At 58.8% G+C, this 11675-nt stretch carries 12 protein-coding genes and 2 pseudogenes; 10 read left to right on the top strand and 4 right to left on the bottom strand.

Features of this window, described 5'->3' with window-relative positions:
* The first annotated feature begins 6 nt into the window (after positions 1–6).
* Genes FJ953_RS19695 through FJ953_RS19685 form a run of 3 tightly spaced genes read left to right on the top strand, consistent with a single transcriptional unit; the run spans position 7 to position 2991 of the window.
* Positions 7–564 carry a cytochrome C oxidase subunit II gene (locus FJ953_RS19695; RefSeq protein WP_140522824.1) on the top strand — a complete coding sequence of 186 codons (558 nt, stop codon included), beginning with the start codon at positions 7–9 and terminating at the stop codon, positions 562–564.
* The gene (locus tag FJ953_RS19690; RefSeq protein ID WP_140522826.1) at positions 554–2176 is read left to right on the top strand and encodes a b(o/a)3-type cytochrome-c oxidase subunit 1; all 1623 of its coding nucleotides are present in this window, start codon (positions 554–556) and stop codon (positions 2174–2176) included. The genes FJ953_RS19695 and FJ953_RS19690 overlap by 11 nt, the downstream gene beginning before the upstream one ends.
* Positions 2176–2991 carry a c-type cytochrome gene (locus FJ953_RS19685; protein WP_140522828.1) on the top strand — a complete coding sequence of 272 codons (816 nt, stop codon included), beginning with the start codon at positions 2176–2178 and terminating at the stop codon, positions 2989–2991. The genes FJ953_RS19690 and FJ953_RS19685 overlap by 1 nt, the downstream gene beginning before the upstream one ends.
* Before the next feature lie 160 nt (positions 2992–3151).
* Here the strand turns inward: FJ953_RS19685 and FJ953_RS19680 are convergent, their stop codons facing one another.
* Positions 3152–4342: an NnrS family protein gene (locus tag FJ953_RS19680; protein ID WP_140624923.1), complete on the bottom strand. Its 1191-nt coding sequence runs from the start codon at positions 4340–4342 to the stop codon at positions 3152–3154.
* 262 nt (positions 4343–4604) lie between these two features.
* Here FJ953_RS19680 and FJ953_RS19675 point away from each other — a divergent pair, with 262 nt between their 5' ends.
* On the top strand, positions 4605–4997 hold the full coding sequence (locus FJ953_RS19675) for a hypothetical protein (protein WP_140522832.1): 393 nt from the start codon (positions 4605–4607) through the stop codon (positions 4995–4997).
* A gap of 143 nt (positions 4998–5140) precedes the next feature.
* The gene (locus FJ953_RS19670; protein ID WP_140522834.1) at positions 5141–5452 is read left to right on the top strand and encodes a hypothetical protein; all 312 of its coding nucleotides are present in this window, start codon (positions 5141–5143) and stop codon (positions 5450–5452) included.
* A gap of 57 nt (positions 5453–5509) precedes the next feature.
* Here FJ953_RS19670 and FJ953_RS19665 read toward each other — a convergent pair whose 3' ends face one another.
* From FJ953_RS19665 to FJ953_RS19655, 3 genes are read right to left on the bottom strand one after another with little or no spacing between them, the layout of a single operon-like run.
* Entirely contained in the window at positions 5510–5764 is a 255-nt protein-coding gene (locus FJ953_RS19665) for a DUF2249 domain-containing protein (RefSeq protein WP_140522836.1), read from the bottom strand.
* Between the two features lie 37 nt (positions 5765–5801).
* A complete protein-coding gene (locus FJ953_RS19660) occupies positions 5802–6386 on the bottom strand; it encodes a UbiX family flavin prenyltransferase (protein WP_140522838.1) in 585 nt (194 codons plus the stop codon).
* A complete protein-coding gene (locus tag FJ953_RS19655) occupies positions 6383–7891 on the bottom strand; it encodes a UbiD family decarboxylase (RefSeq protein WP_140523388.1) in 1509 nt (502 codons plus the stop codon). Before FJ953_RS19655 ends, FJ953_RS19660 begins: the two co-directional genes overlap by 4 nt.
* A 156-nt stretch (positions 7892–8047) precedes the next feature.
* On the opposite strand from FJ953_RS19655, the gene FJ953_RS19650 reads away from it, so the two are divergent.
* The 5 genes and pseudogenes from FJ953_RS19650 to mog all read left to right on the top strand — a co-directional run bounded on the left by FJ953_RS19650 (position 8048) and on the right by mog (position 11515).
* The gene (locus tag FJ953_RS19650; protein ID WP_140522840.1) at positions 8048–8488 is read left to right on the top strand and encodes a hypothetical protein; all 441 of its coding nucleotides are present in this window, start codon (positions 8048–8050) and stop codon (positions 8486–8488) included.
* Between the two features lie 28 nt (positions 8489–8516).
* On the top strand, positions 8517–9065 hold the full coding sequence (locus tag FJ953_RS19645) for an SCP2 sterol-binding domain-containing protein (protein WP_140522842.1): 549 nt from the start codon (positions 8517–8519) through the stop codon (positions 9063–9065).
* Between the two features lie 108 nt (positions 9066–9173).
* Positions 9174–10060: pseudogene (locus FJ953_RS19640) on the top strand (peptidase U32 family protein).
* 4 nt (positions 10061–10064) lie between these two features.
* Positions 10065–10667 (top strand): U32 family peptidase, encoded by a 603-nt coding sequence (locus tag FJ953_RS19635; RefSeq protein WP_224656235.1) that lies wholly within the window; start codon positions 10065–10067, stop codon positions 10665–10667.
* A gap of 318 nt (positions 10668–10985) precedes the next feature.
* Positions 10986–11515 (top strand): annotated as a pseudogene (gene mog / locus FJ953_RS19630) (molybdopterin adenylyltransferase).
* Positions 11516–11675: the final 160 nt, after the last annotated feature.

The raw sequence follows: 11675 nt of genomic DNA, 5'->3' as shown, positions 1-11675 counted from the left end.
ATCCAGATGACCGAGGATCCTGTTGACCATGCCGGGGCTGCGATTCGCGCCGAGAAAAACTGGGCAATAATCGCGGTCTTGATCATCGCCTTCCTCGCCGGCATGGCGGCCTTCGCCGGCATCCATCAGGCGACGATGCCGCAGGCGCGGGTGGAGACCGCTGATCCAACCACGCTTCACATTTCGGGTGAGTTCGTCGAATCCAACCTTGGTAGCGCCATCGAGCCTGACGGTTCAGTAACTGTCCGGGCAATCGGGCAACAATACTCCTTCGCGCCACAGTGCATTCTCGTCCCGACTGACACGACGATAACCATCCGCGCCACCAGTGCAGATGTCATCCACGGCCTTCTTATTCAGGGGACGAACGTCAACACCATGCTCGTCCCCGGCTACATTTCCGTGCAGAACGCCCGCTTCCGCAAGCCGGGCGAGTACCTGATGCCATGCCAGGAATATTGCAGCTTCGGGCACGAAGGAATGTGGGGGAAAGTCAAGGTCATTGACAAAGCCGAGTTCATGACCATGGCAACCAAGCAAGAGAGGGTGAGCTGTGTTAAATAGCCGGCGACTGATACTTGCTCATTTTTGGCTTGCGTTTGCGGTTTTTGGGCTCGCGCTTATCATGGGCGCCTGGCAGATGTTCATTCGAAGCCCGCTTCATACCTGGATCACCAATCCGGAATGGTATTATCGCTCGCTGACGGCCCACGGAACCATTATGGGTTACGTGTTCCCGACGCTCGTGGCCATGGGCTTCGGCTACGCCATTTCCGAAAGCGCGCTCAAGCAACCACTCATCGGACGGCGATGGGCCTGGGCGGGCTTCTGGCTGATCGTGATCGGCGCAGTGACGGCGATGGTTCCCGTGTCGCTTGGCCGCGCATCCGTACTCTACACGTTCTATCCGCCGCTGATTGGGAGCCCATTCTACTATATCGGCGTCGTGCTGGTGGTGCTCGGGTCATGGATATGGGTCGCACTCATGTCCATCAACCTGAGGATCTGGAAGCGAAACAACCCGGACGCGCCGGTGCCTCTCGCCATGTTCGCCAATGTAGCGGGCGCATATCTTTGGGCCTGGACGGCCGTTGGAGCGGCGCTAGAGCTTTTGTTCCAGATTTTGCCGGTAGCGCTCGGCTTGAAATCGACCATAGACGCTGGGTTGGCCCGCGTCTTCTTCTCATGGACGCTTCATGCCATCGTCTATTTCTGGCTGATGCCTACCTATATCGCCTATTACACGATCGTGCCGCGGGCCATTGGCGGGAAGCTCTACAGCGACTCCATGGGCAGGATTGCCTTCATCCTCTTTCTGGTCGTTGCGATGCCCATCGGCATCCATCACGCTTTCGCCGATCCGCAGGTCGGCGCCGGCTTCAAGTTCATCCATTCGGCGTTCACGGCGCTTGTGGCCCTGCCGACCCTGCTGACTGTTTTCACGATCTGCGCATCTGTCGAAATCGCAGGTCGCCTGCGTGGGGGCAGAGGACCACTGGGATGGATCGCTACATTGCCGTGGAACAATCCGATCATGCTGGCAACGGCATTCTCCTTCGTGCTTCTGGGTTTCGGCGGCGCCGGAGGCCTCATTAACATGAGCTATCAGCTCGACACCACGATCCACAACACGCAGTGGATAACCGGCCATTTCCATCTGATCTTCGGCGGCGCGATCGTGATCATGTATTTCGCCATCGCCTACGATCTATGGCCACATCTGACGGGGCGCGCGTTCATCGACTTCCGCCTCATGCGCCTGCAGCTCTGGCTATGGTTTCTGGGCATGATCATTACAACTTTCCCGTGGCATTATGTTGGTATATTAGGCATGCCTCGCCGCATGGCTTACTTCGATTATACCGACCCCGGACTTGCCTCCGAAGCGATGTCAGTGAGCATGTCGGCCTTTGGGGGGCTGATCCTGCTGATCTCCGGCGCGATCTTCATTCTCATCCTCATACGAGGCCAGCGCGCCCCGGCGATGGATGCGGGCGAATATCGCTTCAGCACGGCCGTCCATGCTCCCGTTTCTGTGCCCGCTGCCCTTAACAGCTATGGCCTTTGGCTGGCACTGATGATCGGGCTCACTGTGACCAATTATGGGTTCCCAATCTTGCAACTCGCGTTCAGGCAGGGCACCTCTGTTCCGGCTGTCTACATTGGAGCCCGATAATGTCGACGGAACGCCTCTTCTCAGCGACAAACCCTTGGGTCAGGTTGAGTATTGGTATCACGGCCGCGCTGGTGGTCTTGACAGCCCTTGGCGGCTTCATCCTGCTTCCCTATGCACAGTCTGATCTGAAGCTGGCTGGCTTGTGGGACGCAATATGCAGTGCTGCCGGCATTCCCAAACTGACATCGGGTGCCAGGACCGTTCAGCCCACGTTCAAGACCTCGGACGTCATCATGACGTCAGCCATGCTCGCCAATCCTTCGAACGAGTCGATCAACCGCGGTGCGACGCTCGCTCAGCAATGCGCGATATGCCATGGCCCGACGGGCGTCAGCCGCGCCGATTCGCCCAACCTCGCAGGGCAATACCCAGCCGCCATATACAAACAGCTAAAAGACTTCAAATCGGGCGCGCGCGTGAACGCCGTAATGAGTCCATTCGCGCCTCATCTTGCCGACCAGGACATGATCGACCTCGCGGCCTATTATAATTACCTGCCGCGATTGCCTGCCTATCATCCCTCGCAAAAGGTTCCTGCGCCTCGCATCGTCATCAATGGAGCCCCAATGCGCGGAATTGCGCCTTGCGGCTCGTGTCACGGCAGTTTGGACAACAAGGCCGGCAGTCCGTGGCTCGAAGGCCAGTCGGCCGTCTACATCAAAGCTCAACTGCGCGCTTTCGCAGACGGAGGTCGTCGCAACGATATTAGCCAGCAGATGCGAAATATTGCACGCGCAATGACGGACGATGAAATGGAGCAAGTAGCACAATACTACGCATCTCAACCCCCGGATAAGTATAAGCCGCAACCTTGAAGGCGTTCAGCAGCGTGGGTAGCATCTTCCACTGGACCGAACCGGCGGCCCTATGCTGTCGCAAAAATAACTTCACGAATTGGGTGTGAAGGCAATCGGCAGCGACGGCATGGCACCCTCGGATCAGCTCAATCAGGCGCGCTGCGGCATTGATCGTCGCTTAGGATGTGGAGCGGCAGTCTGGCTTCGTCTTGCGCAGGATGAGCATTCTACGGAATGATGTGACAAACAGACCGAAGGCGACAACCCACATTGCTCCCGAGAGGTTGGTCAAGCCTGTCCCGTAGTCCGGCAACAGTTCGACGAGGAGGCGCGACAGGCAGCAAGTCGTCATCGCTATGAACGCACCGGTCGTCGGAGCCGAAGACGCGAAGGCGCGGTGGCTATGCTTACGGATCATGCTCGCCATGATAGCGAGGGCCATCGTGCCAATGGCGCCGATCGTCCATGCGTGGACCGCAGCCGCCTGTCCCAGCCACTCCGGTGCTAGAATGTGGATCGCCAGAAGTCCGAAACCCACGATGATCCATCCATATCCTATGTGAAGGGCAAGAGCCGTCGCCGAGGCCGCGCTTCGCCAACCATTCCATTGGGCGGCTCGCATGGTCTGACCGCAGGCGGCGAGCGCGCAGGCAACGCCGGTGAGTTGTGCCTGCGGCGCAACAACCCACAAACCAAGGGCGCATGCCGCAATAGCCGCTGCCGCGTATTCCAAAACGGCAGAACGGTTGACGGAGATTCGACCGCCCGCGCTCTCGACATAGGCCACCGTCAACGCCGGGACGACGCGTCCTCCGATGATCATGACAAGTCCGACGATCGAAGCCAAGGCTAGCCGCAGCGCAAATTCTACTTGGTAGGACGCCGCCGCAAGTATGTTGCCACCACAAAAGGCGAGCAGCAGAAACAATATCTTCAGGTTGCGGCGGTCGCGGCTCGCGATCACCCGTCCCGCCGCAATCAAGAGGAGCGTCAGCACCAAAAACGCATAGAGGGCAAGCCCGGCCGAATGCGACAGAAACAGGAAAGTCCCCCGGCTGCACAGCCATAGGGCGACGAGCAGACGCGTGGTAAGTGGCGAGACTGCGCGTCGTCCTGTCCATCGAGGCAATGCCGTCAACAGAAAGCCAGTCAAAATGGCTGGAACCATCCCGAAAAGAAGCACGTCGCGATGCCAATCGCCGGGAGATATCCCGGTCGGGCCGATGGCCTGTATTCCGAACGTTGACGGCAGCCAGACCGCCGGGCCTACAATCGCGTCCAACCCCGCGATTAGAAAGAATGGCCGAAACGGCGCCGACATCCGCCTCTGCTTCGCGTCGAAAATAAGCACACTCCCGTCGGCGGCCATGCGACAATTCCTCTACAGGGATGACTGACACGACGTCCTCGTGCCGCTTCTCAACTCGCAAGATCGGCGGTCGGAAAAAACTCAATGCGAAGGCAATACCGTCGATGATCGGTCTACGTGTTTGCTCCAGCGCAAACAGGCAGCAAAAATAGTCGCTTATAATCAAAACAATTTTCGAGACCGCGTCTGCCGATTGGCAGGGCGCGCGTCGTCTGTTCGCGTTGCGACCGGCTGCGAAACGTCTGCCCTAGGAGCGAAGAAGATGAAACAAAACGTTCCATTGAGTAGTATTGACGACTGTTCCCGGCGCTTTGCTGGCATGGCCGTTGTCGGCAGGCTGGCAAATTTGATCAAGGACGCCCGGCTCGATTGTGAGTGCCGTTCCAGACTCGACGAGACGCTGGCGCGATTTACGGCTCTGGAAGTGCGGCGCGCGGCACGCGAGCATCTTGCCAACGCCCGCTGTCAACGCGAGCGCATCGAAGCCATTCTCTTCTTCCTGCAGGATCTCGATGAAATGGGCGCAGCCGAACGGGATCGCAGCGTCTACATGGATCTCGCTCTCCTGTTTGACGACATCGCGAGCACCGCAAAGGAGGGTGCATTTTCGATGCGGCAACTCAGTTTATCTGCGGTGCAGACGGGCCATAGGTGATCAGCGGCAAGAACTGGTGAAGGCTTCAGGCGACCCTGCTAACCTGGTTCCGCCGATCGCGGTCCAAAACAGAGCCCGCGGCCACCTCCGACAGGGTGAAACTCAACACATTTCACAACGGAGAAATCGCACTGAAGAAATGCATGATGCCAACAATCGCCATGGTCCTCTTCATCGCCCCGGCGCTTGCGGCGGGAATGCATTCCGGCACTCATGACGGCCATGAACTGATGGTTATCGGTCAGCCGGGCATGGCGGCCAAAATAGATCGTACCATCGCGATCAGCATGGTCGAGAACGAAGATGGATCGATGGCGTTCGATCCGGTTTCAGTCACCGTAAAAAGAGGCGAGACGGTGCGTCTGGCCTTCACCAATGAAGGCGAATACGACCACCTGATACGGGGTCATTATGAGCTTGGAATGAAGGGGGCCCTCACGGTCACTGCCACCTGAGTCTTGAGTGACCAGATCGGTCGATCGGCGTGTGCGACCTCTTCGTAGAGCTCGACATCACTGCGCAGGTTGAGGTCTTCCTATCTCGATCAGCCATTCTGGTGGCCCCGGTCTAAGGCAAAGCCAGATGTGTTCGCCAGCAAAGAACGCTTCGAACTGACGCCTGAGTCTATCAGGATCAAAATCGAGAACGACCACGAATGTCTGACCGGGTTTGAGTCCGTCGAACATTGACAATACAGCGGACTGCTTCCTTTCAGGTGGAAGTTTCCGTACGTCATATGTCGCGCCTTTCGACGTCTGCAAATTCATTGCTATCCTTGCACGTTGAGCCAATCCATCAGGATGATCACGCGGCGGCGACTTTCTTTTCGCCCCAACGCGTGAGCTTGTCGCCCGGGTCAACGCCCGCCCAGCCAATCAGTCGGGCAGCCATCTCGACTACCATTTCCTCGATCGAGGCAAGCTTGACATAGAACGGCGGTACCGGCGGTGCGATGACTGCGCCCATCCGTGCTAGTCTCAACATCGCGTCGAGGTGCCCTTCATGGAGCGGCGCCTCGCGTGGAACAATGACCAGCCGGCGCCTTTCCTTCAGGACGACATCGGCGGCCCTGGTGAGAAGATTGTCGCCTAAACCGTGTGCCATAGCTGCCAAGGTCCGCATCGAACAGGGAACGACGATCATGCCATCCGTTCTGAAAGAGCCGCTGGCGATTGGTGCGGCGAAGTCCTGATAGGAATACGCGCGGTTGGCGACGGAGGTCAGTTGGGCAAGGCCGTCGGTGCCGAGCTCATGTGGGATCGCCAATCGCGCGCCCTTGGAGACGACGAGATGCGTCTCCACCCCGGCCCTGACCAACTGACGTATGGTCTCCAGCGCGAGCACGGAGCCGGATGCACCTGTCACACCGATTATCAGCCGTTTGGTCATTGTTGCCCCTGAGCGGTCGTCTGCGAAACAAACTCGTTCCATCGTTGAGACACCTGCTCCTCGATATGAGTTGACATCGTCAGCTCCTTTCCCCATTCGCGAGAGGTCTCGGACCCAATCTTGCGCGTCGCATCGAACCCGATCTTTCCCCCAAGCCCTTCGAGGGGTGAGGCGAAATCGAGCTGGTCGATAGGGGTTCGGTCCACCTGCATCAGATCGCGCGAGGGATCCATCCGGGTGGCGACCGCCCACATCACGTCCGGCCATGATCGAATGTCGATATCGTCATCCACCACGATGACAATCTTGGTCATCGAAAACTGCGGCAGCAGGGACCAGAACCCCATCATCACGCGCCTGGCCTGTCCGGCATACTTCTTGGCGATCGAGATGACCGCAATCCTGTAGGAGCAGGCTTCCGGCGGAAGCCACACATCAACGATTTCCGGTATCTGCTGGCGCAGGAGTGGCTTGTACACATCGAGCAGTGCCTCGCCGAGAACCGAGGGCTCGTCGGGCGCGCGCCCGGTGAACGTGGTCAGGTAATTTGCCCCGTCGCGAACGCGAACGCGCTTGAGGTTGAATACGGGGTATCGCTCCGGCGTGTTGTAATATCCCGTGTGATCGCCGAAAGGGCCCTCCAGCGCGGTTTCTGTTGAAGAGACGGCACCTTCAAGCACGATTTCCGCACTGGTTGGCACGTGAAGCATGATGCTCTTGCAGGGCGCCAATCCGACTCGGCGATTATTGATCATCCCGGACAGTGCCAGCTCCGACACGCCTTCAGGCGCCGGCATCACCGAGGCGATCAACGTCGCGGGATCTGCCCCGATGACGACCGCCACCGGCATCTCAAGCCCCCTCGCCTGCCATATGCGATGGTGGGCTGCTCCACCTCGCATGGGCAGCCATCTTACGATGGCACGATCACGGGCTAGCACCTGCATCCGGTATATGCCCAGATTGTATGTGCTCGGGTCGTCCTCGCCAGGCGGGCGAGTAATGACCACTGGCCATGTTATGAGTGGGCCTGCGTCTCCCGGCCAACAAGTCTGGATGGGAAGAAGCGAAAAATCCGGATCGGCGTCGCGCCACTCTCTGGGCGGGGAGACGATCTTCGGCCGCGCCACGAGTGCACCCCGCGCCGCAGGCAACATCTGTCGGGCCTGACGAAGGTTCTGTGGAGCCTGAGGCGATCTCATCCACGCAAGGAGCGCGCCGAGGGTTTCCAGACCGTGAAGGTCGGTGCCAAGGCCCCAGGCTACACGTTCCCGGGTGCCGAAAAGATTTGCGACGACGGGAAAGGCTGACTTGACGCCGCGATCGTCGACAGGCGCCGTAACGCGGAGCGCTGGGCCTTTCGAGGCAATCACCCGCCTGTGTATCTCGGTCAGTTCGAGCCGTGTCGAGACAGGGATGCCAACCTCACGAAGCTGCCCGTTCCGATCGAGGAACGAAAGGAATGAGCCAAGATCTGAAAACAAGGGAAGGCAGCGGTGATGCATAGCGAAATCCGGCCCGACCGGTTCGTCGGCGATCGATTTTGCCATCAGGGCTGACGAAGAACTTTGCGCTAGCGCAAAGAGCGAACGATCCGTCCCCGCTATTTTTCCCTTCTCACATCATTTCCGAGGAAGGCGATCGAGCCAAAAGGATTTCACATGGCAGGCAATCTCATTAGCGAAACTGTCGAAGCTTTGCGGTCCGTAATTTCCCTTCTCGCGGATCGCCGGCAGAGCATGGCAGCGACAAGGGACTTTTGGGCAATGGGTTTGGATGAGTGTACAGGCATCCTGAATGGCATCGGTTTGTCACGAAGCGAATTCGATGAAGCCATGCGGCTACCCTACGCTTCGCAAGACCTGCTTTCTTCCGCGATGCGTTCGATTGACATCGATCCTGACAGCTTTCAATCGCTGGAAGCCGCGCACCGTTTCATGTCACGCATCTGCATCGCCTGCCAGCATCGCCGCCAGTGTCATGGCCACCTGGCCGCCTTCGATTTCGAAAGCCACTATCAGGATTTCTGTCCCAACAGTGTCAATTTCGCGGACTTGCTGGCAGACGGACGCAGGAAGTCGATGGCCGGAAGGGCCTGCTGAACGAGCTCATGTGGATAGGATGTACTGAATGGTGACGATCAGCACGGAACCGACGTTGCCGGCGGTCATTCGTCATCTTTTCCCACCTTTTGCCGGACTTCCCCTCGGGCCGTTGCTGACGCTATCCTTGCGCTCGATGGCTAGGCGCCAGCCCCGATTGTTCGACCGCCTGGGCGAACATCGAACAGCTTGCGATTTCATCGACCCGGTCGACCTCGCCTTCGCATTTACCGTCGTACCGGACGCAGAGCGTTCGATCGTTCGTGTCGTCAGGAGAAGTGAGGCCGCGACATCAAACGTCCAGATCAGGGGACCTCTTCTGACACTCTTGAGCCTGCTCGACGGCACGCTGGATGGCGATGCGCTTTTCTTCAGCCGGATCATCTCGATCAGCGGCCGCACGGAGGCGGTGCTCGCGCTGAGGAACACAATCGAGGACGCCGAGCTTAGCCCCGCGGACCTACTCGGCCTGCGTGGCTTCCTGGCTCGTCTCGCCAATACGGGCATTCTCGGCGCATTGAGCGTCGCACGCCAAATGGCCAATCGAAATTCCAGACGCGAGGCGCCAGAGGCATGACAAGCGGACGCATGGAACTTGTCTGCCCGGCCGGAACCCCGCCTACATTGAGGGCAGCCGTCCAGGCAGGCGCGGACGCAGTCTATTGCGGATTTCGCGACGAAACGAATGCCCGGAATTTCCCCGGGGCTCAACTTCTCCGGGGAAGAACTGGCCGAGGGCGTCCGCTTCGCGCATAACCACGGCAGCAAGGTTCTCGTCGCCATCAATACATTCGCGCGTGTCAACGATGTTGGCCTGTGGAAAAAGGCAGCGGATACCGCAGCCGAATGCGGCGCAAATGCCATCATCGCGGCGGACATAGCCGTCCTTGATCATGTCGCCAAGAACCATAAACAAATTCGTCTTCATCTGTCGGTACAGGCTGCGGCAGCAACGCCGGAAGCAATCGGATTCTACGCGAAAAGTTTCGGAGTTCGTCGCGTCGTGCTGCCGCGGGTTCTTTCGGTTCAGGAGATCGCGGCGCTCAACCGCGCGATCGACGTGGAGACGAAGCATTCGTGTTCGGCGGCCTTTGCGTGATGATCGAAGGCCGATGCTATCTTTCTTCATACGCGACGGGAAAATCGCCAAATCTGAATGGCGTCTGTTCGCCACCCGAAATGGTGAGTTACGACGACGAGCCTAACGGCACGGCAGCACGGCTTTCAGGGTTCACGATCGACCGCTACGAGTTCGGCGAGCCAGTAGGCTATCCCACTTTGTGCAAGGGCAAATTCAAGGCCGGCGGCAAGACCTCCTATTTGTTCGAGGATCCCGTCAGCCTGAACGCTGGCGGGATGATTGCCGGGCTGAAGGCCGCCGGCGTAACCGCCTTGAAGATCGAAGGACGCCAGCGCGGCAAAGGTTATGTGACGGAAGTGGTCCGCGCCTTCCGGAAGGCCGTTGACGCGGTCGAGCAAGGCGGCGACGCCATTGAGATCGATCGGATTCTTGCTGGCCAGTCGGAAGGTTCCCGGCAGACGGCAGGAGCGTACAGCAAGAAGTGGAGATAGCACCTTGTCCGCAATTGCGTTGACGCTTGGGCCGGTCTTCTTCCACTGGTCGCCCGACCGCCTCACGGACTTCTACCGCAGGATCGCGGACGAGGCTCCGATCGACCGGGTCCATATCGGCGAAGTCGTCTGCGGCAAGCGGATGCCGTTTTCCGACCCCGTATGGCCTGAGATCATCGAACGCCTCGAGCGTGCCGGAAAGGAAGTGGTGCTGTCTACCCTGGCAGCACCGGCGACCGTTCGGGAACGCAGAAGCATCGAGGACCTCTGTGGCGACGATCGGCTGATCGAGATCAACGATGTCACCGCCCTGCCGTCACGCTCCGGCAAGCCTTTCGTGACAGGTCCGTTCCTGAACGTTTATAATGGGTCTTCCGCGCAATTCCTCATTCATCGCGGTGCCAAAACCATATGCCCGCCAGTGGAATTGTCGCTCGCCGCCGTCGGCGCCATGGCCAGCGCATGTCCCGAGGCGGATTTCGAGATTTTCGCCTTCGGTCGGCTGCCGCTCGCGCTTCCGGGCGATGCTATCATGCGCGCATTTACGGCCTTCACAAGGATTCGTGCCAGTTTACCTGCGAGAAAGACCCGGACGGTCTTGCCGTAGACACGCTCGACGACCAGCAGTTCCTCGCGATCAATGGCGTGCAGACGCTCTCCAACCAGGTGCAGGCCTTTTGCCCCGCACCCGCGGATCTCGCCTCCAGAGGCGTCCGGCGCATCCGCCTGTCTCCGCACACGTGCGACATGATCGAGGTGGCAAAGACGTACAGAGCTCTTGCCAATGGGAGAGAGGATCGCGAGGGGGCCCGTTTTATTCTCTCGTGCCTCGATCTGCCCGGCACGCTCGTCGATGGATACGCCCATGCCAAGCCCGGATGGCAAGCGACCGCTTCGATCTGAAGGTGGATCTCGAACAGAAAAAATGACCCAGATTGCAATCATTACAGTGTCAGAACGTGCAAGCCGCGGCGAATATCAAGATCTTGGCGGGCCTGCCATCGAGCGCTGGCTTCGACGTGTCGTAGCATCGCCTTGCGTCTTCATCCGCCGCATAGTCCCTGACGGCGTGGAAAGTGTCCGGAATGTGCTCATCGAGCTTTGCGACCAATGCGGCGTTGATCTTATCCTGACGACTGGAGGGACCGGTCCATCTCCAAGGGATCTTACCCAGAGGCAATGCAGCAAGTCATCACCAAGGAACTTCCCGGTTTTGGCGAACTCATGCGGCAGGCCAGCATGCGGCAAGTCCGCACAGCCATTCTTTCACGTCAGACTGCGGGAGTCCGCGGCCATCCGCTGATCATAAACCTGCCAGGCAAGCCGGCTTTAATCGACGTATGCTTGAACGCCGTCTTTCCTGCCGTGCCTTACTGTCTCGAACTGATCGGCGCAGCGCCAATCATACCCGAGCGATGTTCGGATGATCCCGTGTCGACAGCGCTTTTAGATTAAGAGCTGCGGACAATCACCTGATCCATCGGATCGTAGCTGCGAGAGGGCGACAACGAGGGAATTCCTGATTGTTTTCTCAAGCGAGTTGCGATGCGTCACACCTGTTTGAGCTTTGAGAAGCAACATTCGACCAGAGTGGCTTGGCGCACCGCGTGTTTGC

The sequence above is a fragment of the Mesorhizobium sp. B2-3-6 genome, from assembly GCF_006442305.1.
GTDB lineage: Bacteria > Pseudomonadota > Alphaproteobacteria > Rhizobiales > Rhizobiaceae > Mesorhizobium.
Note: the sequence above shows the minus strand (reverse complement) of the source record. Positions and strands in the feature narration are given on the sequence as shown.